Origin of the sequence: uncultured Varibaculum sp. (genome assembly GCF_902489465.1) — a bacterium.
GTDB lineage: Bacteria > Actinomycetota > Actinomycetes > Actinomycetales > Actinomycetaceae > Varibaculum.
On record NZ_CABTZZ010000024.1, the window covers coordinates 1 to 25,926 of the forward strand.

The window sequence follows — 25,926 nt, forward strand, 5'->3', positions numbered from 1 at the left end:
AGCGTGCAGGGGCGGATTTATGCCGTAGGGTAGGCTGCGGGCGTTAAATCCGTGAAAATGCCAGAGCATTTTCCGGATTTCGGGGCGCGAGGCAAAATCCGCCCCTGTGCGCGCACGACTCCCTGCGCTGCGCCAGCCGAGGCTGAGGACATTTAGTGAGAAGGGTCAGGAGAGCTCGGAGAGTACTTCTAGGAGAACCGGAGTTACCCGCTCGATTACTTCCAGGGTGTCCGCGAATTCGCGCTCCCCGCCATACCAGGGATCGGGAACTTCCATGTCGCCCTCGCTGGCCTCGGGATCGAATTCGCGGTAGAGACGAATTTTGCTCTCATCTGCTCCCCAGCGCTGCGCCAGACGGGTGAGGGCACGTTTGTGTCCGCTAGTCATAGCTAGCAACAGATCAAAATCGTTAAAATCACTGCGACTAATCTGGCGGGCATGATGGTCTGGCGTCAGCCAGCCATGATCTTCCAGGATATGTACGGCACGGTAATCTGGGGGATTGCCGTGTTCTTCGTCAGAGATTCCCACCGAATCAAAAACTAGGTTATAAAGATTTTCTTCTTCGGCCTTTTGAGCAGCAACTGCCTGTGCCATTACTGAGCGACAGATGTTACCGGTACATACGAACAGTACCCGGGTCAAGATGATTCCTTTCGTAACTTATTTGGTTTGGTGTGCCCTTTTCTTGATTAACAGGTTTACCAGGAGCTTTCGACGGGAGCGCCCTCTTTATATCCGGCGGCGCTTTGAATTCCAACGATTGCTTTTTCCCGGAATTCCGCCTGGTTAGTGGCGCCCGCATAGGTGAAGGAGGAACGCACTCCCGCCAAGATCTGGTCGATCAAGTTTTCCACCCCGGGACGGGCAGGATCCAGATACATCCGCGAGGTGGAAATTCCCTCTTCGAATAGTTCTTTACGGGCACGTTCAAAGCCTCGGGAGGTGGCATTACGGTTACGAACTGCCCGGCGTGAAGCCATCCCAAAGTTTTCCTTATAGGGGCGTCCATTCCCATCGCGCACAATATCGCCAGGTGATTCGTGAGTACCGGCGAACCAGGAACCCACCATCACGTTGGAGGCTCCGGCTGCCAAGGCTAAGGCCACGTCCCGCGGATGACGCACGCCGCCGTCAGCCCAAACATGTTTTCCTAGTTCGTGGGCGCGGCGCGAACATTCGAGTACCGCCGAGAATTGGGGACGACCTACGCCGGTAGCCATCCGAGTGGTACACATTGCGCCTGGGCCAATGCCGACTTTCAAAATATCGGCGCCGGCAGCAGCCAATTCGGTTACTGCATCTGCGGTGACTACGTTTCCTGCCACAATAGGTACTTCCACTGAGGTAGCTCGTACTGCCTTTAAAGCCTCGATGGTTTTATCTTGATATCCGTGGGCAGTGTCGACCACTAAGACATCTACGCCCGCTGCTACCAGTTGGCAGGCTCGTCCCGCCACGTCACCGTTAATGCCGATCGCCGCAGCTACCCGCAGCTTGCCGTCTTTATCAGTGTTCGGGGTATAGATGGAAGAACGCACCGCCCCTGGCGCGGTCATTACCCCTACCAGGCGTCCGTCAGTGTCTACTACTGCGCCGAGACCGAGGTGTTCTTCCGCTAATTGGCGGTAAGCGTCCTCCGGGCCAATCCCCTCCGGTAATAGCAAGGTGTGGGTATCCATCACCGTATGTAGCTGCGCAAAGTGATCTACCCCGGTCAGCGCCGATTCGGGAACTACCCCTATCGGGCGGTTTTCTTCATCTGCAACCAGTACTGCGCGGTGGGAGCGCTTTGAAATCAAGGACAGAGCCGCCGCTACTGTGTCGTGCGGGCCGAGCACTACCGGAGTGTCATAGACCGTGTGACAGGCTTTAACCTCAGCAACGGTTTTAGCAATAATATCGCCGGGAACATCTTGAGGTAGAGTTACCAGACCTCCGCGGCGCGAAACTGTTTCCGCCATGCGTTTACCGGCGACCGCCGTCATATTCGCGACGACAATCGGCACCGTGGTGCCAGTGCCATCATCGGAAGATAAATCCACGTCGAAGCGGGAAGCAATCCCCGAACGTGAAGGAACCATAAAAACATCGTCATAGGTCAGCTCATAAGGTGCCGACATTCCATTCAAAAAGCGCACGGCTACTCAGCTTAGTGCAAAGAAAGCAAAAGGGGGAGACCTTAATCAACCTGAAGAGTATTTCGAGGCATAATAAGGAGTGTTATCCCTGGTAAATAACTTGGAGAAGGCAAATCAGGAAAAATATTCGCTCGCAGTTTCAAAAAGTTTCCTAAAGATAGCTAGGCTAGTTTTATGGCAGATATACAAGATCGGGAAGTGCTCACCTGGCAAGGATTCGGAGATGCTACCCGAAAAATTGCGCAAAATATTGTAGATTCCGGATGGATGCCGGAGTTAGTAGTGGCGGTGGCTCGGGGTGGATTGTTACCGGCGGGTGCTTTGTCTTACGCGTTAGGGCTTAAAGCAATCGGCACCATGAATGTAGAGTTTTATACCGATATCGAGGAAACTCTGCCGGAACCAGTGCTAATTCCGCCGTTAATGGATGTTTCCGCCCTGTCCGGTAAACGAGTATTGGTAGTCGATGATGTTGCCGACTCGGGGAAAACTCTCGAATTGGTGATGCGCTTGATTCGCGAACGCGGGATTCCTTCTGGGCAAGAAGGCGAGCGGGTAGCGGTTTCAGAAGCCAAATGTGCTTGTATCTATGTGAAGTCGCGGTCGATTATTACCCCCGACTATGTACTAAAGCACACCGATAAATGGATTAATTTCCCCTGGTCGACTCTGCCTCCGGTGACAGCGGAAGGGTTGGGACACTAAGGGGCAATCGTTAGTGTCCCTCCCCGCTATCCAGCGAGGAGAGGCTGCTTTTGAAAGTAGAGAGCTTGGAAGAGGTGTTAGCGTTAGCGCGCCGTACCTTGGACGCCTGCGGTCTGCAAGACTGGGAAGTTGGTCTCGATCATGCGCGCCGCCGGGCTGGCGCCTGCCATTTTGGAGATAAAAGGATTAGTTTTTCTCGCTATCTACTTCCGCTCTACGATTCGGCTGCCGCACGCGAAGTGGTTTTACACGAGGTCGCTCATGCGCAAGTAGGGTCTAAGGCGGGGCATGGTAAGCGCTGGCAGCAGGCGGTTAAAGCCCTAGGAGGTAACGGCGAACGGACGGTATCCCCTAACGCTCCCTCCCTCCCGGCTCCTTGGATCGGGGTATGTAAAGCCGGACACCGTATTGAACGTTTCCGCACCCCTACCCGAGTTTTAGCCTGCTCTAAGTGTTCTCGTGACTTTAAAATAGAAAACATTTTTACTTGGACCTACCGGGGAAGCCCTCCCCATCATCACCGGGCATACCTACGCGAACTTCGCAAAATCTGTAAGAATCATTAAAAGTTGGAGCTAGGTGAGAGAGGAATTCTCTTTTTGAAGCTTTAAACTGGATGCTGAAAGATTATCGACCAAGTTGCAGGGAATGTATGGATAATTATCAGATGCCACACCCCTATGCCGGACAACCCCTCCCTGCTGCCGAGAATCCGGAGAATTCAACTATCCGGTCCGCCCCCCAAGATTCCACAGTTATAGCTGGTTATCGGCTGTTAAAAGCCCTGGGTTCGGGCACTATGGGTGAAGTGTGGAAGGTCGCTGATCCTTGGGGAAACTTATATGCCGCTAAGATTTTACGTTCCAAATTGGCAATCAAGCCCGGGATTGTTCAACGCTTTCGAATGGAAAAAGATTTGGTCACCGGGGTGCGGCATCAAAATATCGTGGAAGTGTATGACCTGATCCAGACCCCGGAATATATGGCGATCATTATGGAATATACCGATGGCGGGGATTTGGGACAGTTACTTAAAAGCAGAGGCACCCTGCCACCGCTAGATGCTGTCTACTATTGCATGGGGATTGCCGCTGGTCTTTCCCCGATTCATCAAGCAGGAATTGTTCATCGCGACCTAAAGCCTTCGAATATCTTGTTGCAACGACAAGGAGGCTACCTGGTGCCCAAAATCGCGGATTTTGGTTTAGCCCGGTGGATTGATCCCCGTTACGAAATCCAAACCACGAAACGTTCCGGAACCCCCTACTATATGGCGCCGGAAATGATTGAAGGTAAAGGGGTGAGTTCCAAAACCGATATTTATTCCCTAGGAGTGATCCTTTACGAGTTGCTCTGCGGAATCACCCCTTTCAGAGGCTCGGTGGCGGAGGTGTTAAACCATCAGTTTTACGATATGCCGGGAATGCTACCGGGGATCCCCGGCTCCCTATGGAATGTGATTACCCAAATGCTGGCGAAAGAAACTTCGGTACGACCCAGCGCTGCTCAGACTCACGCCCTCTTGAAATCGGTAGTTGACCAGGTTCGTTCCCTCGACGCCCTGGAAGTGTTGAAGGAGCCCCCGCCTCCGCAACCTTTAGCAGATGTGGTGCGGATTTCCCCACCGGATGCTCAAACTTCCTTGGCATCGGTCAAACCGATTATTCCCGCCCACGATGAGGCCGAGACGCAGTCGGGGCAGACGGCGCACGGGCAGGTGGAACCGGTGGCTCCCGTCTGGCAGCCGGTGACTTTACCTCCGGCGATTATGGTTAATACTGAGGAGGCGATCGGGGAAGAAGTGGGATCCGCGGGGGAGTTATCGCCGCACAGGGAGCAGGAGGCTTGTGCAAATGAGCAAACGCTGGGAGCTTGGGGGAATAATTCTGACTTTTCCGAGAAGGTAGCAAGGGTTTCTCCTCGACAAGGTGCCCCAGCTCCCCGCCAAAGTGCAGCCAAAGCAATCGCCGGCGGAGTCGCAATTGGTCTAGCTGTTGGTGCTCTAATCACCCTGGTAGCAGCGGTAGTTTTGCTATTGCTTTAAGGAACCCAGCTTAGAGCCGCGCTTCTTTTAGAAGTTTGCTTAGGCGCGGTAGTGAAACGCGCTCCCGCGTACCTAGGGGCTGGGCAAACAGCGAAACCCGTAGCTCTTCTATTAGCCAGCGTCCGTGGATGAGGGCGGCTACGGAAGCAGGATCGGCGACTAGGTTTTCCTGGTTGTCTAGCTTTTCGCGCGCGCCCTCCCAAATAGCTAGAGCCTGTTCTTCCTGGTGGCTTCCCTTGTTTTGCCCCTGACTTGCCTTTTGTAGGCGAATAGCTATCGCCTGTAAGTAGCGTCCTAAATCCTCGGCTCCCTCACACAAGTCCCACAGGAACCCCGGGTAAATCAGCTGTGATAGTTGGGAACGCACCTGGGTAACTTCCCCTAAGGCTCCGAGGGGGAAATGCGAGGAGAGGGCAGCTGATACCTCCCGGTAGCTGGCACCCACCTCCCCAAGTTCGCGGGCGAGGACGTACACTTCGTCCTCGAAACGGTCACGGAAATCTGCAGCGAGTTGCCGCAGGGTGGAAGAATCCCGAACTGTCCAGGTATCGGCCCGGGCTTTTTTGAGGCAGCGCCAGGTGGCAACCAGCTGCAGATCGGAAAGTAATGCTACTTTTTCGTAAGGCAGTGCCGCCAGGTTCAGTGCTAAACGAGCTGGCCAGCGGGTAAAGATGCGGCTAGGTGGTAAGTAAAGCTGGGAGCAAAGCAGGCAGGTAACCCCAAAGTGGTGGGCGCGCTGAGCCTGTAGCAAGCTGTCGAAGCGCGCCACTCGCACCGGGAAAACCAGGGAAGCGGAGTCCGGCTGGCTGCGGCTTTCACTGCCAGATCGGGCGGGAGGGGGATTTTCGTAGCGGTTTTTTTGCGAGCCAGACAGCAGTGATAGCCCAAAGGGGCGAGGAAGGCGCTGCGGCAGTAACCCCGGGAAGGATCGTCCAGACACCTCGCCGGTAGAAATAGTTATTTCAGCAGTTAAAACTGCGTCTCGGTTGCGGATTTGCGGCCAAGTGTGAGCATAATCTGTTTCCGGGAAACGCTGCTTGGAATCCTTAGTAGCTTCCTGATTGCCACGCTTCGTTTGGGAATGGACAGGGTTTTTCTTTCTGCTTTCGGCTTTGCTTACCTGCGAGAGGGCTTCCCGGATTACCTGTTTGCGGGCGGCGCGTCCTTTTTTACTGTAGCGCTTCTGCAGTTTTTCGAGGTCGCGAGAATATATTTGCTCTTTCCCTACGCGCAGCGCAAAGCGAATCCGCAAATGGGCGGGCAAGGTGGTGACCGCCTGGGAAAATTCGTGTTCGGTTACTTCCACGGCGCGTAGCTGGTCTAGAGCCGCGATGAAAAGCTGAGCCAGCGGACGGGAGGGGGCAGTTTGCTGCTTTTTCTTTGCGGCGTCCGCTTGGACGCGGTGGCTAGGTTGTTTAGAGGTGTCCGGCGCTGCGGGTGCAATGTCTTGCGGAGTGCCTGTCCCTGGTGCGTTCCCGTTTTCTCCCCGTTCTGTGCTCTCCGAAGCATCCGGAGCGCCCTTCGCGCTGCCGCTATTGTCCTGAACTTTTGACTGATTGTCGCTGGTAGGAGCGTTATTATTACTTTTTTCAATCCCTGCCCAAGCAGCTAGGCGTCCCAGGGAAGCTTGCAGCGCTTCCTCTTGCTTAATCTGCACCGGGGTGGGCTCGCGGCTTTCGGCGGCACCAGTAGCAGCCGTGGGATGGGCCAGTTCCCGCTCAATCCACGCGCTTACTTCCGCCCCCACCTGGGGAGCAGGCACTAGTTGGCGGCGCACCGCTTTCGGTAACGCTCGAATCAGCGCGGTGAACAGCTCTGGCCACAGTCCCGGCACCGTCCATTGAAACTCTTGCGGATTAAGGTACGGCAGCTGTTCTAAGCTGACCTGGCAGGTAATCCCATCTTCTTCCTTACCGGGAGCGAAGTGATACTGCAGGGGCAAACTAAACTCTGCCCCTACCCAGCGATCGGGGAATCCGGTGTGAGACAGCCGGGTAAGTTTGCCGGCCAAATCGGTTCTGCCCCCAATGGAATGGTCTGCGGCTTCACCGCTGGAATAGTTGCGGGGCGCTTTTTGGGTGGCTGTTGGGGTGAGCACCACGTCTTCAGGGTAATCCAATATATGGGGGTCATCTTGATGTTTGAACCAGGCCGCAAAAGTTCCCGGATTGGTTACCTCTTTGCCTAAGCGGGCAGCAAAAAATGCCGCCAAAGCGTCCTCTCCGGCAACCATCCCGGCCTGGCGGGTACGTTGCTCAACTTCTAGGGCGCGCTGCAGTAGCTTTTCATTGCGTTTTAAAAAGGGATAGTTTAAGGGGGCATTCCCTCTGACCAGCGCATTAGTGATAAAGAGAGCGCGTGCCCACTGCTTAGCGGTCTGCGGGGAGTGCTCACCGGGAAGATCCGGGTTATTTGCCACAGACGAGAAGGCGGGCATCTGGGTATTGCCCAGCCGGGATAGGGGAACCGGCACATCAGCGGCAATCGTGAGGCCATACAGGGTAATGCGCTCCGGTACCATTGCGGTACCTTTCCTGCTCGACCAATACGGTTCCCCATAGGAGCGTTTCACCAGGTGTTTTCCCGCGTGAATAATCCAATCGGGGTTAACCCGAGCAACGTTGCGGGCAAAAAGCCGGGAGGTTTCCACCAGTTCGGCAGCCATTACCCAATCGAAAGTGCGGTTTGAGAGCCCAGATCCAGGCCAAATCGTAAAACGAGCGCCGCGCGGCGCCAGGTATTGTTTGGCGCGCTGATCCCAGTTGCCAATCCCGGAAAGCATTCCTACCAGCAGGGAACGGTGAATCGCGTCCGTGTCAGAATGCTTGGAAGTAAGGCTTTGACAAGCCGCAATCAGGTCTCGGGATTCCGGGTCTGTCTGGTAGCTTGAGCGGGAGGGCTTAGCCAAGGGGCGGGCACTGATTCCCAATTCTTTTAATAGTTGCCGCAATTGGTGGGTGAGGTCTTGCCATTCCCGAGTACGTAAATAATGTAAAAACTCGCGTTGACACATTTTTCGAAAAGCGCTCCCGGATAGGTCACGGGATTGGGTGCGCAGGTAGCGCCAAAGATTCAGGTAAGTCAGGAAGTCAGAACTGGTATCTAGGAAACGCGAATGGGCCTGGTCCGCGGCCTCTTGGTGCTCTAAAGGTCGCAGGCGCACATCTTGCATCGACAGCGCCGAAACAATAACTAATGCCTCCGATACGCATCCGCGCTGCTCCGCCTCCAGCAGCATGCGGGCAAGACGAGGATCAATCGGTAACTTGGCGAGGCGTTTGCCTAGCTTGGTAAGGCGGTAGCCCTCGGTGTTTTCGCTCCTAAGTGACAGGGCCCCCAATTCGTAAAGCAGCTGCTCCCCGTCACGGACTTGCCGAGGATCCGGGGAATCAATAAAGGGAAAATCGGCCACTTTCCCCAGGTTTAGCGAGGCCATCGCCAAAATCACCGAAGCTAGGGAAGTACGCAATATCTCGGGTTCAGTAAAACGCGGGCGTGCCAGATAGTTCTCTTCCGAATACAGCCGGATGCAAATCCCCTCGCTAATCCGCCCGCAACGTCCCGCCCGTTGACGGGCACTGGCTTGGGATACTTCCTCGATCGGTAGGCGCTGCACTTTAGTGCGCTGCGAATAGCGAGAAATCCGCGCCAGACCAGGATCAATCACATATTTAATACCCGGTACGGTCAGTGAAGTTTCCGCCACATTGGTGGCGAGCACAATTCGCGGATAAGGATGCGGGGCGAAGATGCGTTGCTGTTCGGCCGGGGACAATCGGGCAAATAGCGGCAGTATTTCTACTGCTCCCGGAGTGTTTGTACGCTCGCCGGCGCGCACGTACCGGGAACCTAAATGCGTGGCGAGAGCGGCCTCAGTGTCCCGAATATCTCGCTCACCGGGCAAAAACACCAAAATATCCCCGGGGTCGCCAGCAAAAAGTTCATCAACCGCCTGGCAGATTCCCTCAGTTTGGTCTTTCAGTTCACCGCGGGCGGTTCCCGATTTCTGCTGGTCAAAAAGATTCTTGCGGTTCTGCCCAGGGGTTTCCTCTTCTTCTACTTCGTCCTCACCCTGAGTATCCGAGCCATCCAGTGGGCGGTAACGTATCTCAACCGGGTAGGTGCGGCCAGATACCTCAATAATCGGCACCGGGGAAGAGGGACGAGAAAAGTGCTCGGCAAAACGCTGCGAATCAATAGTTGCCGAGGTAATAATGACTTTCAAATCCGGGCGGCGCGGCAACAGGCGCGCCAAATACCCCAAAATAAAATCAATGTTCAGGGAGCGTTCGTGGGCTTCATCCACAATGATAGTGTCATAGCGTTTCAGCAGGGGATCGGTGCGGATTTCTGCCAATAGAATCCCGTCCGTCATCAACTTCACCATGGTTTTGTTAGAGATCACATCGGTAAAACGCACCTGGAAGCCGATGGTTTTACCCAGCTCTTCCCCCAGCTCGCTGGCAATCCGGGTAGCCACCGAGCGAGCAGCAATCCGGCGCGGCTGCGTGTGTCCAATTAAAGCGCCGCGTCCTCTGCCCAGCTCTAGGCAGATTTTTGGTAGCTGGGTAGTTTTCCCGGAACCCGTTTCCCCAGAAACCACTACCACTTGGTTATTCTTGATAGCTTCGGCGATTTCTTGCCGCCTAGCACTTACGGGAAGTTCGGCGGGAAAGCTTATTTGAGCAGGCGCATTATTTAAGGTTTTCGCGTGGCGGCGGGCAGGATGCTTAGCTTTCTTACCGGTTTTTTCAGCTCGCGCAGGGCGCTTATCCTGCTTGCTAGCTGCGTGCTGCTCGCTCATCGCCCTCCTTTACCTCTGAGCAAAGTCTAGCGGTTATCGAGCCGGTGTCATTATTGCAAGCTGCTAACTGCGATAAAGTAGAGACCTTGAATAGGTAATAACCGCTCAGTGGAGGCAGCGAGATAAAACATGAGTGTGGAATACGATTTCGATGTCATCATCGTAGGTGGCGGCGTCGCCGGAACGGTATGTGCCTACCTTTTAGCAAAAGAGGGTCACCAGGTCTTATTGATTGAACGGGGCTCGGAAGTGGGGGCTAAGAACCTCTCGGGCGGGGTGTTTTACTGCCAGGTAATGAACCAGATTTTCCCGGACTTTATTGAAAAAGCGCCCCTTGAACGGAAAATCACCAAGAACACTCTTTCCTTCCTGAACCCGACCTCCGCCGTAAATATGGAGTATTGGGATCAAAGGCTAACTGACCCGGTAAACGCGGTTAGTGTTCTGCGCGCCAAACTTGACCCTTGGCTCGCGGAGCAGGCAGAAAATGCCGGTGCCACCATTATGCCAGGCATGAAAGTTGATGAACTGGTGCGCGAGGACGGCAAATTCTGCGGAGTGCGCGCGGGAGAAGACACCGTATACGGCAAAATAATCGTGGCAGCTGACGGGGTGAACTCCTTCCTCGCGCAATATGCCGGGATTCGCCCTAAAGAACCGCTGGGTCACCTGGGAGTGGGGGTAAAATCTGTTATCCAGCTAGGGGAAGAAACCCTTAAAGAACGCTTCAACCTGCAAGAGGGCGAGGGCGCGGCCTATCAAATGGTGGGGGACTGCACCCAGGGGGTAGCTGGCGGCGGCTTCCTGTATACCAATCACGACTCGGTATCTATCGGGATCGTGGCGATGCTAGATGACCTGAAGAAAAAACAGTTATCCTCTTCTGAACTGCATGACCATTTCTTAAAACATCCCTTTATCGAACCGTTCCTGCGCGGAGGGAAACTGCTGGAATACGGATGTCACCTGGTAGCCGAAGGCGGAAAAACCATGCAGCACGGGCTGGTTCACGATGGACTGGTGCTGATCGGGGACGCCGCCGGGTTTACCCTCAACACCGGGTTCACGATTCGGGGAATGGACTTGGCAGCCGGATCTGCCCAAGCCGCCGCCAGCGCCATTGATACTGCGCTCAAAGCAGAAAACTATAGTGCGTCCTCGTTAGGTAAATATCTGGAAAACTACCAGGCGACTTTCGTTGGTAAAGATATGGAAACTTTCGCGCGCGCGCCGCAGTTCCTACACAACCAGGAACTATACGGCCAGGTAGGACGGCTCGCGGCGGACGTGTTCCACGGGGTCTATAACCTGGATACCACCCCGCGACAGCGGCTATTACCAGTGGCGCGGGCAGCGTTGAAGAAATCGCCACTGAGTATGCGCCGGCTGGTGAAGCTCGGTTTACAAGCAGTGAGGTCGATTTAAAATGACTGATTACCTTCCCGAATCCGTATCTGAGAGACTTAGCGCCAATATTTATGAGGTTGACGAAGAAGAATCTCATATCGTTATCGACCAAGAACTAGCGAAAGCCACGGACGCCGGCAAACTTCTAGAGCGCGTTTGCCCCGCTCATGTCTATACCGCCCGCGAGGACGGAACAGTCGATATCGAATACGCCGCCTGCCTAGAATGTGGCACCTGCCTGGCAGTCGCTCCTCCCGGGGTGCTCAAATGGCGTTACCCGCGCTCCATGATGGGCATTAGCTACCGGGAGGGGTAAGTAATCCCGTGGAAGGCGGCTCGAGCCGCAAAAAATAGTTATCCTTAAATGCATGAGTACCCCTATGCAGATTCGTCAAGCTGAGACCGCACGCGACATGTTAGATATCTTCGCGACTCGTCGCGCGGTTTTTCACCTGGAACAAGGAATCTCTTTGGATCGGGAAATTGACGATATCGACTTCGCCCAGGGAACTATCCATCTTTTAGGCGAGGACGCCTCCGGAACTATCGCGGCAGCCCGGATCTCCCCGCCCAAAATTGGTATTCCTGTCGATCTTGCACAAATGTTTCCCCAGCTGCCACGAGACACTATTACCGGGAAGCTAGGTCGTTTTGCCGTACTACCTGCCGCCCGCGGGTGCGGTAACGGTAAAGAACTGTTACTCGGCGCCGAACGTTTAGCGTTTAGCAGTTGGGCGAGCTCCGAGGACGAGGGAACGCTGCTACTACAAATAGCAGCTCAAGCGCCAGTTATCGGGTTCTATCAAAAACTCGGCTACCGGCTAGTTACTTCCCGCGCCCCCTACCTGGATGCTGGAATCGAACACCGTGACCTGGTGAAATTGGTGGAGCCGCAGGCCAGCGTAGTGCAGTTCCCCGGCCGCTGGCTATAGACGCCTGCGTGCCCCCCAATACACAGATCAATAAGAGCGTCTGGGGCTGGTGACGCGCGGAAAATCGGTTTTTCCTCCCGCCCAAGAATTTGGAAAACGTAGCGACGTTTTCCAAATTCTTATGCCCACCGCGCCTGCTCGGAGAAAACCGATTCCCCGCGCTTTTCTCGTAAGCCTCCGCGCGGCAACGTCAGTCAGTTGCGTGCGGGTAAAGGGATTTGATTCTCCTATAGCGTCATCAATTTGATTGATTTTACGCCTCGGCCTGTTTCTTTGCGTAGCGGTAGCCCCAAAGCGCTATAGCGACAAAGATAACTAGCCCGACCAGGGAGGACACTCCCGACCAGGAATCAGGTACTATTGCCAGCGGCTCTCCGCTGCCAGTACCTCCCACAATCGCGGCATAAACCACGCCCCACAGGCTTTCCCCTACGATTAACCCGGTAGCCAGCAAAGTTCCCATTCGCGAAGCCGCCTCCGGATTCTTCCTGGTTTTAGCCCAGCGGTTAAAGAGAACTCCGCAGGTAGCGCCAACCGGAATCAGAATCGTTAATGTAATCGGCAGGTACATTCCCATCCCGACTGCAATCGGGGGCAGCGAATAGCGAGAGGTCAGGTGCTTTAGCAGTTCATCAATGACGATTATCGCCACTCCGATTACAGCGCCTAATCCCAGCAGACTCCAGTCAATATCGCCTCCAAATACCCCTTTGGTAAGTTCAGCAATCAGAGAGGCTTGCGGAGCAGCCAGCGCATTCTTGCCCGCACCAGGTGCTCCTTGAAATCCGAAAGCCGTGTTCATCAGCTGTAACACTGGTGGAATTATTAAAGAGCCGAAACCTACCCCTATTATCAACGCCAGCTGCTGTTTCCAAGGGGTCGAGTTCACCAATTGACCTGTTTTAAGGTCTTGTAAGTTGTCGTTGGAAATAGTGGCAATACCAAATATGATTGCCGCCGTGAACAGGGTGTAGGCGACAAGTGTCTTAGGGTCGGCACCGGCCGGAGTTGCTAGTTTAATGACCAGAGCCGTCAGAATCGCCACCAGGATTCCCACCCCAGAAACTGGGCTGTTTGACGAACCTATCAGTCCCGCCATATAGCCACAGACGCTGGCAACTGCCAGCCCAAGCGCCAAGATGAACACGATTGACAAGAAAATAAGTCCCCCCGTGTGATGCTCTAAGGAGCTGCCCCGCAAAAATAGCCACAATAGAACCCCGATCGGAATCATTAAAGCTAAGGTGATACCGATAACCCAAGATGCGGGCAGGTCTCGTTCTTGCGCAGGGAGAGTGAGTCCACCTTTTCGTTTACGAGACGCGCTAATGGATTCGCGCATTCCTTGAAAAATCGGTCCAATGATTTTTAGGAACGTCCAGATAGCGGCAATAGCGATAGTGCCAGCGCCTACGAAACGTACATCGGAAGCAAAAATTCCTTGCACGCCCTCGGCAATATCCCCACTGCCGAGCTGACCAGAAGAGAAGTAAGGGAGCAGCACCCCATAGCTGATTAGCATGCCGCAAATCATGGCAATACCGACACCCAGACCTACCAAATGTCCAATTCCGATAAGTGCCAATGACAGGCTAGTTCCCACCATAGTGCCACCCGCTCCCACTTTAAATGCGGTGGTGACAGAGGAAAGCGCGACTTTCAGGTTGGTGAGCAAGGAAAAGAAAGCGGAAGAAATGGCTCCCCAAATAATCACATGCAGACCGCGCCGGTTGTCGGCGGCGCCTTCGCTAGTGTCCCCGACTTTTAAGACTTCCGCCGCCGCTACGCCCTCGGGAAAAGCAAGGTCAGAACCGGTTACGAGGGCGCGTCGCAAGGGAATAGAATAGGTCACCCCCAAAATCCCGCCCAGGGCACATAAGAGGGCGGTAGTCCAATAGGGGAAGCCGCTCCACCAGCCCACCATGATTAGGCCAGGTAGCACGAAAATGATTGCCGACAAGGTTCCGGCTGCTGAGGCAATGGTCTGTACGATGTTGTTTTCTTGCACGGTATGATCTTTGAAATACCGCAGAATCGCCATGGAAATAACTGCCGCCGGAATCGAGGTGGCAAAAGTCAGCCCGACTTTTAGCCCTAAATAAACATTCGCGGCTGTGAAGATTAAGGTGATGATTCCCCCGATAATCACTCCGCGAATAGTTAGTTCTTTTACTGCTGTTTTCGATTCAGTTGTCATCGTAGGCCGATCTCCTTGGTCACATGAGCCGAATTCAGGATACGACCCGACAAGAGATTTAAAAAACCCGAACCGCTTTGAGTGGCAGGGGGCAAATAAAGGCAGTCGTAAAAGTAAATGGGGGTTATAGCCAAAAAATCCCCTCGCGGGTAAAGATGGAGAAAAAAATTAGTAAAACATACTTTTGTGGTGAGCTAATCACAGTATAGTGACAGGTAGCCGCCAAAGCCCCGGGCGATTCCCCTTACGGAAATTCACCTAAGCTGCGACGGGTTAATGACGTCTTTTTTTATAAGGGGGAGGGAATGATCCACCCGATACTTATGCCCAATGAGATAACTACCCTGATTGAGCCCAAGTTTTACGACTATTTCCCAATCATTGTTTACTTTGCGTTTGTAGTGGCCGTTGGGTTCCTGATGAAGCGAAAGGCCAGTTCATCTGATGAATTCTTGACTGGTGGGCGTTCGCTACCTGCCTGGGTAACCGGTCTGGCTTTCGTGTCTGCCAACTTGGGCGCAGTTGAGATTATGGGAATGAGTGCGAACGGCGCACAATACGGTCTGCCCACGTTCCATTATTTTTGGCTGGGCGCGATTCCGGCAATGCTGTTCCTGGGTGTTGTGATGATGCCGTTCTATTACGGTTCGAAAGTCCGCTCGGTTCCCGAGTTTATGCTTAAGCGGTACGGAACTGCCGCTCATCTAATCAACGGGCTTTCCTTCGCCCTCGCGCAGCTGCTAATCGCCGGGGTAAACCTGTATTTGCTAGGTAAAATCGTTAACGGAATGTTGGGAATCCCGTTATGGATTTCCCTGATTATTGCCGCGCTAATCGTGCTGACCTATATCAGCATCGGCGGTCTGGCAGCCGCCATCTACAACGAAGTTTTGCAGTTCTTCGTAATCGTCGCCGCACTACTGCCGGTAACTTTGATTGGCTTATATCGCGTAGGTGGCTATCAAGGATTAACCGAGAAAATCACCAAATGGGCAAATGAGGCCACTAATCCGGTGTATCAGGATCCGAATAACCAACTGCATTCATGGCCGGGCACTCTATTGTCAGGCTTCAACTCGCCCGCAATGTCAGTCTTTGGCTTGGTTATGGGGCTAGGGTTTGTTTTGGCTTTCGGTTATTGGACCACAAACTTCGTGGAAGTCCAGCGGGCGATGGCTTCAGATTCGATTTCTGCCGCCCAAAAGACTCCGATTATTGGAACCTTCGTGAAAATGTTTATTCCGTTCCTGGTGATCATCCCGGGTATGGTAGCTGGGGTATTGATTCCGGAAATTGTAAAGCTCAAGGGCGGTTCAAAGTTCATGGGGGTAGGCGAGGAAGCACTCGCGAACCTATCTTCGCACGTCCCGGCGGGTTACGAAGTTAGCTATAACGATGCCATGCTGCTAATGATGCGAGATTTACTACCTAATGGTTTGCTAGGTTTGGCGATTGCCGGTTTGCTCGCTTCCTTTATGGCGGGAATGGCAGCGAACGTATCCGCCTTTAACACGGTGTTCACCGTCGATATCTATGAAGCTTATTTTAAGCCGAATGAATCTGATGAGCACTATTTGAAGGTGGGACGAAACGCCACTATTGTGGCATGTACCGTTGCGGTATTTACTGCGTTGATTGCCTCCCTGTACCCGAACATTATGGACTTGCTTCAGCAATTGTTCTCCATGTTCAATGCGCCGCTGTTTGCCTCTTTCATCATCGGTATGTTGTGGAAGCGGGCAACGCCCTCCGGCGGCTGGACTGGTTTGTTGTTCGGTACTTTAGCGGCACTGCTGGTCAACGTCTTGTGCTGGAACAAGATTTTAGAGCTGCCCGGCCAAGGCCAAGCGTTCATTGCTGCGGGCGCGGCCTTTGTAGTTGGCGTGCTGGTAAACGTGGTGGTTTCCCTGTTTACCAAACCCAAGGATTATGCGGAGCTCGAGGGATTCGTTTGGTCGCTTACTCCTAAAGAACGCCGCGTTGACCCGAACTTACATAAGTTGCCGGTAATGCGCCGTCCTATTCCACTCGCGATAGTAGCCGGTGTGCTGGTGATCGCCTTGAATACGTTTTTCCACTAAGGGGAGGTAAGACAAATGAAGCAAAAGAAGATTCACCTTTACGATATTCGAGTTGTTTGTGGCCTGGTGCTGGGGATTATCGGATTGTTCCTGATTGTGTGCGGTCTGGTAATTGAACCCGCCACGGTTCCGGACTATGTGGAAAATAATCTAGAGGGAATAAATAACACCCCGATTAATGCCAATATGTATTCCGGCGTAGGGCTACTGATTACTGCTCTGGTGTTCTTGGTCTGGACTTGGTTTAATCCCAGTGCCGGTATGGGGAATCCGGATGAGGAAACTAAACGCGCCCACGAGAACGCTACCTCGGGGAACCCGCATAAGTAATCAGTTTGTTTACCTCTTCAAAGAGCGAGCACGCAATGTAGGCTTAGATAATGGTTGCGTGCTCGCTCTTTGAGAACTGGTGAAAAGTCGGGCGGTAATGGTTTTGCTGGGTTTGTCATGGCTGATCGGCCAACGGTAGTTAAAGGAACTAGATGATGCAGGATTTACAAGTTGCGCAGGTGCGGCGGGCAGTTGAAAACTTTCGGGTTCAAGGCGATTTCTTAACCGCTAACCCTTACGGATCGGGACACATCAACGAGACTTTATTGGCCAAATGTCGCCTGGAGGACGGCAGCGAACTGCCACTGACTTTGCAGCGGATTAATACCGATATTTTTACTAATCCCGTACAGTTAATGGAAAACATTGCGGCAGTTACCGAGTTTTTACGGGAACGTATCCAACAGGAGGGTGGCAACCCAGACCGGGAGACGCTGCGAATAATCCGCACTTTTGATGGCTATCCTTGTTACCGTGATCCCGATGGGAACTGGTGGCGGATGTACAGCTATATTGACAATGCTTTCACCCTAGATTTGATTGAGAATCCGCAGGATTTTTATCAGTCCGGTTTGGCTTTTGGAAGTTTTCAGCGCCGCCTGGCTGATTTTCCAGCAGACTCTTTACATGAGGTAATTCCGCGCTTCCATGACACTGTTGACCGCTTCTCTCAGTTCGAACAGGCGATAGCTCTTGATCCTTTAGGGCGAGCCAACCAGGTTGGGGAAGATATTGATTTTTATCGCCGATATGAGCATTTGGCACACGCATTTGCTGATTTGCAAGCAGCTGGAAAGCTGCCGTTGCGGGTAACCCACAATGATACCAAGCTCAACAATGTACTGATTGATGCGGACACCGGTAAAGCAATCGCGGTTATAGATTTGGATACCGTGATGCCAGGACTGGCGATAAATGATTTCGGGGATTCGATTCGTTTCGGAGCTTCTACTGGTGCGGAGGACGAGACTGACCTGTCTAAAGTGTCGTGTTCTATGGAGCTGTTTACCGCGTTTACTAAAGGGTTTTTAGAGGGCGTACAAGGAAGCTTATCTGATTTAGAGATTGAGTTGCTTCCGCTGGGTGCCCAGGTGATGACCTATGAATGCGGGATGCGGTTTTTGACTGACTATCTGCTGGGGGATAACTATTTTAAGATTCACCGCCCAGAACACAATTTGGATCGATCTCGTACCCAGGCCAAACTAGTGCGTGATATGGAAAGTAAATTCTCGATGATGCAACAGATAGTTGCGGAAAATGTCGCCTAGAATACTTGGGTGCTACAGACTGTTTGGCTAACGGAAAGCTGCAAACAGACCCGGTTGCCAGATACAATAGCGGTTCTACCTATATATACAGAGAGGCGCATGATGAAGGCTGTAGCGGGCAGGGATTACTATGTCTCTAATAGTTGCGGAAATGATGATAACTCTGGAACCAGTTGTGAGCAGCCATTTAAATCCTTGGCCAGAATAAACGATATTCAACTCCAGCCGGGCGATAAGGTTTTGTTGAAACGTGGAGATACCTGGAACGGTCAGGCTCTCCATATTAAGAGTGGTTCTGCCGGATCTGCACAGGCACCTATTGAAATCAAACCTTATGGTGAGGGAAGCGCACGCCCAGTGATTAACGCTAATGGGCAGGGACGGTGGTACCAGGATTATCACGCAAGTATTGAGCTTCATCGTAATCAAGCAGAAATCTCTAGTGCGGTGCTCCTTAAAGATGTTAGTTATTTGGAGATTTCTGGTTTGGAAGTGACTAATGACCGGGAGATGAATCCCGATGCTGATCCGAAAGAGTTTAACGACGGTTTAGCGCTGGATCGTACGGGAATAGCCGGCATTGCCGAGGATGAGCCTATGAGGCACATTGTGGTCTCGGATATGTATGTTCATGATGTCGACGGCAATATCTACGATAAGCACCTGGCTAATGGCGGTATTTATTTCATTGCTCACTATCCTCAAACGGGAAAACCGTCGACTGTAGAAGAGGAAATTGCGCGCTTTGATGATTTGCAGATACTGAATAACCGGGTAGAAGACGTTAGTCGTTGGGGGATAGCAGCCGGTTACACTGCCTATCAAAATCTAATTGATCAACCGCAAGATGGTCCAATTCCCGATGAGGTTATCGCTAAATATGGTTCTAGCCGGGTAGTGATTCGCGGCAACTATGTTAGGGATGCAGGGGGAGATGCGATCACTACTATGTATTGTGATCGCCCTTTGATTGAATACAACGTTTCTGAAGGAGCCGCCAAGTACATTAACGACTCTGACTATTTATATCCCTACAATATCGAGGGACCGCAGGATTCTGACTGGGGTCGCGTGGCCGCTGCTATCTGGCCTTGGCGCTGTAAGAATGCGGTGTTTCAATACAATGAGGCCTACCATACCCGCAACGCATATAACGGGAATGGAGATGGCCAACCCTGGGATGCTGACTATGGTGACGGAACCATCTACCAGTACAACTATTCCTATGGCAATAGCGGTGCCACCATTATGTTTTGCGAAAAAGGTTCCCTGCATAACGTATTTCGCTACAACATTGCCCATAGTGATGGGCGTGGGGCTTTAGACTTATCAGGACAAATTGATGCCCATGTTTATAACAATACTTTTATCCTCGCCAATGGTTCTAGCGTAATTACCAGGGGAGATGCGCCGGCGAAAATAGAAAATAATATCTTCTATAAGCCGGACGATGTTCAAGAGGTAACTGAGAACTGGGAGGCGGGAAACCAGTCCTATGACCACAATTTGTACTATAACTTATCCTCATTGCCCGAAGATCTAAATAAACAAGTAGTCGCTGCGGGATCTGCGCTATTATGCGACGACTCGGCAGTGCCGATCGCAGCTGACCGGAAGGCTCGCCCTCATGATGGAGCTACTGGCAGTACTGTTTTTGATGGTTTCAAGCCGGTAGCGGGCTCTGCCGCTATCAACGCGGGGAAACCGATTGTAGATGCCAACGGCAGCCCGGTAGAAAAAGACTTTTTAGGTAACCCCATTGCGAGCAGCCCCACGATTGGTGCCATTGAGGCTGTGGGCAGCAAGTAAATCCGCTGATGGTGACTAATTAGTAGTCAATACCAGTAGTCGAGAATCATTAAGCGTGGGCGCGCGTCATTAAAAGTAAGTGTTTGTAGCGCGCAGGTTACCCCCTCGGGTGACGCGAAGGCACATCCCCAATTATTTTCTTTGAATACTCTTGCGAGAGCGGAGGAGGTGTGTTAGTATTATTTTACGCAAACGTTTGCGTAACGATTTAGCAATCGCTCTAAGGAGACAAAGATGTCGCGAAAAATCATCCTGGACTGCGATCCCGGCCATGACGATGCTATTGCCATGCTGCTAGCTCATGCTAGTCCCGAGATCGAACTATTGGCGGTTACCACTGTTGGGGGAAACCAAACTCTGGCGAAGGTAACCAACAACGCCCAGCGTATAGCCACTGTTTATGGCATGCAGGGGGTGCCGATCGCCTCCGGTTGTGATCGCCCGTTAGTTCGTGAGGCCGAAGTAGCCCCCGGGCAACATGGAGAATCCGGCTTGGATGGGGTAGAACTCCCCGAACCGCAACCGCTCGTTAATCAACATGCGGTAGACCTGATCATTGACACTATTATGAGTCACGAGCCAGGAGAAATTACCCTGGTACCTACCGGACCGCTCACCAATATTGCGATGGCAGTGCGCAAAGAGCCGCGCATCGTAGAACGGGTGCGAGAAGTTGTGCTTATGGGTGGTGGTTATCATGTAGGCAATTGGTCGGCGGTCGCCGAATTTAATATCAAAGTCGATCCCGAGGCAGCTCATATCGTGTTCAATGAACCTTGGGAAGTGGTGATGGTGGGATTAGATCTGACCCACCAGGCACTCGCTACCGATGAAATTACCGCGAAAATCCAAAAACTCGGCGGACCGGTTGCGCAGTTCGTCTTGGATCTGTTCGTATTCTTCCGTAAGGCATATCAAGACTCACAAGGCTTTGACTATCCACCGGTACACGATCCCTGCACCGTGGCCTATTTAATCGACCCCTCAATTGTAAAAACGGTGAGAGTACCCATCAATATTGAGTTGCGTGGAGAGCTAACCGTGGGAATGACTGTTGCCGACTTTAGAGAACCGGCAGGGGAAGAATGCCATACTAAGGCCGCCACTGACCTTGATTTCGAACGTTTTTGGGAGCTAGTTATAGACTCCATTGACCGCGTCCAGAAAGGAGACTGCTAATGACAAAAGTACGTTCCGTAGGTGCGGTGATGACCGCGCTGCTAGTAGCCTGTTTCGCGTTTCAGTTAAACGCGTCTATGCTTTCACCTGCCCTGGTGCTGATGGAAAAAGAACTTCACACCACCGCCGCGATGATTGGCTTAACTCAGACCGTGTTCTTTACGGCGGCAGCTCTTTTCAGCCTGTTCTTACCGCGGCTTGGTGATATGATCGGGCGGCGCAAACTGTTGACCGCCATGATGGTGCTCACTGCTATAGGGTGTGTCATCTCTGCTCTGGCAGGAGTTACCGGTTCAGTTGCGCTACTGTTCATTGGGCGCACTATTCAAGGCGTTGCCGGGCCGACAGTCCCCCTATGTTTGATCATGCTACGGGTTGCGGTACCTGATCCGAAACGCTATGGCACCCTCATGGGGATTATTACCGCAGTTAACGGCGGTATCGCCGGAATAGATGCCATTGCAGGCGGCTGGCTGGCAAAGAATTTCGGGTTTGCCTCAGTGTTTTGGACGATGGCAGTGATCGCAGCGATCGCGGCAGTGGGAGTGCGCTCACTAACGGATGAATCAACAGTGGACAGTCCTCAGCCAATGGATTGGCTGGGCACGCTATACCTGGTGGTGGCAGTAGGTGCCGCCTTAACCGCCATTAACGAGATCGCTAAACTAGGGGAGGCAAACTGGCTGTTAGTTATCATTCTCGTGCTGGCCAGCGCCCTATGTTTCTTGCTGTTCTGGCGTCAAGAAGGCAAAACCAACCATCCGCTGGTTACCCGTCACTATCTGCGATCACGCAGTACTTGGGCTTTGTTGCTGACTACCATACTTACCATGACGGGTATCTTCGCGATCATGAACGGCATCGTGCCCTCTATTGCCCAAGATGGAAAGTTCGGCGCAGCGCTGGGTGCAGACGTGGTCTCGTTTTGGACGCTCACTCCCTATGCAATCGCTGGCCTAGTGATGGGGCCGGTAGCGGGTACCCTCGCGGGACGCTTCGGATATCGCAAAGTATTACGGTACGGGCTTATTGGTTCTCTGATCTCCCTAGCGATTTTGGCGCTGACTATGAATGGCGCTGCCGCCTGGGTGCTGCTAGTAGTATCTATACTTGCTGGTCTAGCCTATGCTGGTACCGCAAATATTATGCTTAACGGTCTTGGAATTGTACTATCACCCTCCGATAATCCTGGTTACCTTCCCGGACTTAACGCGGGAGCTTTCAACCTGGGTGCGGGTATTTCCTTCGCAGTGCTCTATGCGGTGATGACCTCATTAGGAGGAGGCTACGGAGGGCATTTAGGCGCTATTATTGCGGGTGGCATCCTTCTGGTTTTGGCTCTCGGATCATCCTTCCTAATCCCGCAGCCAGCTGGCCAGGACGAAAAAGCCAGTTAGCACGCAGTTTAATGTCTAACGAGGGAACGCTATGACTACTATTAGACAAATCGCCGAACAACTAGGTGTCAATGTCTCAACGGTCTCGCGTTGCCTCAACGATTCCCCCACTATCCCAGATAGTACTAAGCAACGGGTACGCGAGATGGCTGACCAACTTGGCTATCGCAAAGATATGAGAGCAGCGTCTATGCGCGCTGGGAAGAGCCTCCTCATCGGGGTGGTAGTGGGGGATATCGTTAACCCTTTTTTTGCCGAACTAGCTGATCGCATTGAACGTCAAACCCGAACCAAGGGCTACCAAATCATGCTTGGTAATGGCGGAGAAGAACCGGAGGCTCAAGAAAAAATAGTGGAAACTATGCTGTCGCAAAATATCGATGGCTTGTTGTTAACTCCTGCTGGAAGACCGACCTCGAAGATGCTTTCCCACATTAAGGAAGTGCCTACGGTGGCGGTTGACCGTAAGATTACCGGAGCCGAGGTAGACAGTGTCGGCTGCGATTTCAGTCAAGCAGTTACGCAGTTAGCTGCACATTTTGCGGCAAATGGTTACCAATCAGTGGCAGTGCTGTCAGGTCCAGAATCAACCAGTACCGGGGATACTCGGCACCGGATGCTGTGCGCAGCGCTCGCGGAAGCCGGTATCTCCAGAGTGCAAGCATATTCGAGCCCATTCCAAGAGACCGGAGGAGATGTGACGATAAAGCAGGTGCTAGCAAAAGGGACACCGGATGCCCTGGTATGTGCCTCTGGGGTTATTGCCTTGGGAGCGATGCTAGGCCTGAAAGCGTGCCAGATTCGTCCCGGATTAGATATAGGGATCGCCACGTTTGACCGTTTGCACTGGTTAGAGGCAATGACACCTTCCGTAACCATGATTGATACTGACATTTCCAAGATGGCTGACCTGGCAGTGAATCTGCTGCTGAAAAGAATAGCTGGTAGAGGCGGTAAACCAGTAGAAAAAAACACTACCGCGAAACTACTGCTACGGGAATCAACTCCAACGCTAGCAAACTAACTATTACTAAAAATTTGGGGAGACGACATGAAAAACTCGAACGATACAGTGGCTACCGCCCAGAAGGTGTTGTCCTCTATCGGGGCTCCGGTGACGGTGATGGGGTCGATCAATGCTGATTTGACGGTGGAAACTGAGCGGCTTCCTCGGCCAGGTGAAACTGTGATCGGCGGGCCGGTAGTTACTCTTCCGGGAGGAAAATCTGCTAATCAGGCAGTAACTTGCTCTCTTTTAGGGGCAAAAACCAAGCTGATAGGGGCATTAGGCAACGACAGCCACGGTGACCTCCTATGGGATTCTCTAAACAAGGCGGGAGTAGACACCGCTGGGATTAGGCGCTGCCAGGAGCCATCCGGATCCACCATGATTACTGTGGACGCGGCGGGAGAAAACACTATTGTATACTCAGCCGGCGCGAATGCACTGGTAAATGCAGATTTCGTGCGGGAAGAAAGTCAGATAATTACTTCGGCGAAAATCCTGGGCTTATGTTTGGAAGCTCCGCTGGATGCGGTGGAGGAAGCAGCAAGAATAGCCCACGACGCCGGGGTGCAGGTGGTGCTGAACTTCTCGCCCATCACCCAAGTGCCGGAATCACTGCTGAAACTGGTTGATGTGCTGATTGTTAATCAGCATGAACTGGCGGTACTAGGAGGCCGGGAAATAGACGTGACTAACCTGGACGAGCTGCGTAAAGCGGTTGCCGACCTCGGGTTCGAACAGGTAGTTCTAACTTTAGGTGGTAGTGGGTCTTTGGTGCTAGATTCCGGCGAAGTAACCCGGATCCCTATTTTTGAGGTCGATACTGTAGATACCACCGGAGCCGGGGATTCCTTTATGGGGTCTTTGCTGAGTGCGTTGGCGGCAGGATGTTCGCTGGCAGATGGCGCCTGCCTGGCGGCGGCAGTTTCTTCACTGGCAACCGCAAAAATGGGGGCACAATCCTCTTATCGGAGCGCCAGTGAAGTTCGTGATTTCTTGTCGCAACAGGCAGGGTGAGCCGCGGGTATTATGCAACGGGGTGGTTTCCTTAATCGCGCAAACTGGACGCTAGGAAAGCAATATTTGCGCCGGCTAGCGAGGTTTTCGATATAACTGTGGGGTCGGACTCTAACTAAGGTAAGCCCCACTTTCCTTCATGAGGGTCGGCGCTCGCTCCGGTGAGGGTGAGCGCCGAGAACTAAGCGCCGCTAGGTAGCTACTTCATCTCGGCGCGTCCCTCTTATCCGTTGTTTCCGAAGACTTCCTGAGGGCAACGATATAGTTTTCCTATGGCTCGCCTTCCCTTAGAGGTAGCGCTTTACTTTCCGAGGGCGAAGCTTTTCCTGCTTCATAACCTAGCCCGTTAATCCCCAAAAACTTTTGTACTGCTAGGGTGACCGTGAAGTCACTAAGAATGCCGAGAGGCAAAAATACGCAGATAAACGGAGGTGCCAAATGAGTTTGGCGGGCGAAAGGTTACTAGGAAAATCTTCCGATTCGCGGCAGCGAGATGAGCATACCGATGAAAGCGTAAAGACGGCCTCTAAACTTAATTGGTTGCGTGCTGGGGTTCTGGGCGCTAATGACGGTATCGTTTCAACCGCCGGCGTAGTAGTCGGGGTGGCCGCGGCTGACCCGCAGAACAATATCGCGATCTTTACCGCTGGGATGGCGGCCGTGGTCGCGGGGGCTATCTCCATGGCAGCTGGCGAATATGTTTCTGTATCTACTCAAAAGGACACGGAGCAGGCGCTCGTCCATAAAGAAAAGACGCGACTGAAGAAAGATCCCGAGGGCGAGTTTGAGGGACTGATTAAGGTTTACGAAGCCAAAGGGCTATCTCCCGAAACTGCCCGGATAGTAGCGAAAGAATACTCTGCGATTGACCCGGTAGCGGCGCAGGTAGAGGCGCGTTACTCGATTGATTCGGAAGAGTTCGTTAATCCGTGGAACGCTGCCTTTTCTTCTGCGATTTCCTTTGTCTTAGGCGCAGTGTTACCGATGCTGGCCATCCTGCTGTTCCCGCCGGCCTCCAAGTTTATCGCCACCTTCATCTTGACTTTAGTGGCGCTAGGTTTAGCGGGATACACCTCCGCTTGGCTTTCGGAAGCTCCCCGAGGACGCGCGGTAATCAGGGTGATTATCGGAGGCGCCCTCGCCATGCTGATTACCGGCGCAGTGGGGCATTTGGTGGGTTTGTCGCTGTAATATTTCTGCTAATGGAGCGGATAATCGGGAAGCTTTGCGCTCGGTATAGTCGAATTTGCCCCGCTTGCGCGGGGAATACGGTGTGTGGTCTGGGATAATGGCGATTATCTCGGAATTACCCCCGCTCGCGCGGGGAATACCGGTAGGCGATACGCACGTCTTCGGCCAGTACGGAATTACCCCCGCTCGCGCGGGGAATACATACTATCGGCGGGCTAACCGCGTCTTTCACCGGAATTACCCCCGCTCGCGCGGGGAATACCGCCTGCAACGGGTGGGTTGGCTTGTAGTTCGGGAATTACCCCCGCTCGCGCGGGGAATACCCGACCTCGCCGGTGCTTTAAGCCGAATCAGCGGAATTATCCCCGCTCGCGCCGGGAATACGTAGAGGGAGTAAGATTAGCAAGATCGCAGG

The 25,926-nt window shown here is 52.9% G+C and carries 19 protein-coding genes; 15 read left to right on the plus strand and 4 right to left on the minus strand.

The genetic code is table 11. The features are described from left to right. Nucleotides 1–165 precede the first annotated feature (165 nt). Both RDM26_RS05625 and RDM26_RS05630 read right to left on the minus strand, forming a co-directional pair. Nucleotides 166–645, minus strand: a complete 480-nt coding sequence (locus tag RDM26_RS05625; protein WP_307738026.1) for a low molecular weight protein-tyrosine-phosphatase — start codon at nt 643–645, stop codon at nt 166–168. 56 nt (nt 646–701) lie between these two features. Continuing rightward, on the minus strand, nt 702–2,141 hold the full coding sequence (locus RDM26_RS05630; protein WP_307738027.1) for a GuaB1 family IMP dehydrogenase-related protein: 1,440 nt from the start codon (nt 2,139–2,141) through the stop codon (nt 702–704). Nucleotides 2,142–2,315: 174 nt separating this feature from the next. Here RDM26_RS05630 and RDM26_RS05635 point away from each other — a divergent pair, with 174 nt between their 5' ends. The 3 genes from RDM26_RS05635 (at nt 2,316) to RDM26_RS05645 (ending at nt 4,890) form a co-directional block, all read left to right on the plus strand. Further along, the gene (locus RDM26_RS05635) at nt 2,316–2,846 is read left to right on the plus strand and encodes a phosphoribosyltransferase family protein (RefSeq protein WP_307738028.1); all 531 of its coding nucleotides are present in this window, start codon (nt 2,316–2,318) and stop codon (nt 2,844–2,846) included. 50 nt (nt 2,847–2,896) lie between these two features. Continuing rightward, on the plus strand, nt 2,897–3,412 hold the full coding sequence (locus RDM26_RS05640) for a SprT-like domain-containing protein (RefSeq protein ID WP_307738029.1): 516 nt from the start codon (nt 2,897–2,899) through the stop codon (nt 3,410–3,412). An 86-nt stretch (nt 3,413–3,498) separates the two neighbouring features. Further along, nucleotides 3,499–4,890, plus strand: a complete 1,392-nt coding sequence (locus tag RDM26_RS05645) for a protein kinase (protein ID WP_307738030.1) — start codon at nt 3,499–3,501, stop codon at nt 4,888–4,890. 10 nt (nt 4,891–4,900) lie between these two features. Here the strand turns inward: RDM26_RS05645 and hrpA are convergent, their stop codons facing one another. Then, on the minus strand, nt 4,901–9,694 hold the full coding sequence (gene hrpA, locus RDM26_RS05650) for an ATP-dependent RNA helicase HrpA (RefSeq protein WP_307738031.1): 4,794 nt from the start codon (nt 9,692–9,694) through the stop codon (nt 4,901–4,903). A 129-nt stretch (nt 9,695–9,823) separates the two neighbouring features. Here hrpA and RDM26_RS05655 point away from each other — a divergent pair, with 129 nt between their 5' ends. The 3 genes from RDM26_RS05655 to RDM26_RS05665 are packed head-to-tail and all read left to right on the plus strand — an operon-like array spanning nt 9,824 to nt 12,033. After that, a complete protein-coding gene (locus RDM26_RS05655) occupies nt 9,824–11,119 on the plus strand; it encodes an FAD-dependent oxidoreductase (RefSeq protein ID WP_307738032.1) in 1,296 nt (431 codons plus the stop codon). Between the two features lies 1 nt (nt 11,120). Further along, nucleotides 11,121–11,417, plus strand: coding sequence for a ferredoxin family protein (locus RDM26_RS05660; protein ID WP_024059407.1), 297 nt, complete (start codon nt 11,121–11,123; stop codon nt 11,415–11,417). 52 nt (nt 11,418–11,469) lie between these two features. Beyond that, complete coding sequence (locus tag RDM26_RS05665; protein ID WP_307738033.1) at nt 11,470–12,033, plus strand: GNAT family N-acetyltransferase; 564 nt, start codon at nt 11,470–11,472, stop codon at nt 12,031–12,033. A 253-nt stretch (nt 12,034–12,286) separates the two neighbouring features. On the opposite strand, the gene RDM26_RS05670 is transcribed toward RDM26_RS05665, so the two are convergent. Beyond that, on the minus strand, nt 12,287–14,230 hold the full coding sequence (locus tag RDM26_RS05670; RefSeq protein WP_307738034.1) for an OPT family oligopeptide transporter: 1,944 nt from the start codon (nt 14,228–14,230) through the stop codon (nt 12,287–12,289). A 305-nt stretch (nt 14,231–14,535) separates the two neighbouring features. Here RDM26_RS05670 and RDM26_RS05675 point away from each other — a divergent pair, with 305 nt between their 5' ends. The 9 genes from RDM26_RS05675 to RDM26_RS05715 all read left to right on the plus strand — a co-directional run bounded on the left by RDM26_RS05675 (nt 14,536) and on the right by RDM26_RS05715 (nt 25,511). After that, nucleotides 14,536–16,311, plus strand: a complete 1,776-nt coding sequence (locus RDM26_RS05675; RefSeq protein WP_307738035.1) for a sodium/solute symporter — start codon at nt 14,536–14,538, stop codon at nt 16,309–16,311. 15 nt (nt 16,312–16,326) lie between these two features. Beyond that, nucleotides 16,327–16,641, plus strand: coding sequence for a hypothetical protein (locus RDM26_RS05680; RefSeq protein ID WP_307738036.1), 315 nt, complete (start codon nt 16,327–16,329; stop codon nt 16,639–16,641). A 152-nt stretch (nt 16,642–16,793) separates the two neighbouring features. Next, on the plus strand, nt 16,794–17,912 hold the full coding sequence (locus RDM26_RS05685) for a phosphotransferase (RefSeq protein WP_307738037.1): 1,119 nt from the start codon (nt 16,794–16,796) through the stop codon (nt 17,910–17,912). 99 nt (nt 17,913–18,011) lie between these two features. Beyond that, entirely contained in the window at nt 18,012–19,721 is a 1,710-nt protein-coding gene (locus tag RDM26_RS05690; protein WP_307738038.1) for a hypothetical protein, read from the plus strand. Between the two features lie 234 nt (nt 19,722–19,955). Continuing rightward, on the plus strand, nt 19,956–20,900 hold the full coding sequence (locus tag RDM26_RS05695) for a nucleoside hydrolase (RefSeq protein WP_307738039.1): 945 nt from the start codon (nt 19,956–19,958) through the stop codon (nt 20,898–20,900). Further along, complete coding sequence (locus RDM26_RS05700; RefSeq protein ID WP_307738040.1) at nt 20,900–22,297, plus strand: MFS transporter; 1,398 nt, start codon at nt 20,900–20,902, stop codon at nt 22,295–22,297. The genes RDM26_RS05695 and RDM26_RS05700 overlap by 1 nt, the downstream gene beginning before the upstream one ends. A 31-nt stretch (nt 22,298–22,328) precedes the next feature. Next, nucleotides 22,329–23,321, plus strand: coding sequence for a substrate-binding domain-containing protein (locus tag RDM26_RS05705; protein WP_307738041.1), 993 nt, complete (start codon nt 22,329–22,331; stop codon nt 23,319–23,321). 27 nt (nt 23,322–23,348) lie between these two features. Further along, nucleotides 23,349–24,320, plus strand: coding sequence for a PfkB family carbohydrate kinase (locus RDM26_RS05710; RefSeq protein WP_307738042.1), 972 nt, complete (start codon nt 23,349–23,351; stop codon nt 24,318–24,320). 438 nt (nt 24,321–24,758) lie between these two features. After that, nucleotides 24,759–25,511 (plus strand): VIT1/CCC1 transporter family protein, encoded by a 753-nt coding sequence (locus tag RDM26_RS05715; protein WP_307738043.1) that lies wholly within the window; start codon nt 24,759–24,761, stop codon nt 25,509–25,511. The last annotated feature ends 415 nt before the right edge of the window (nt 25,512–25,926 follow it).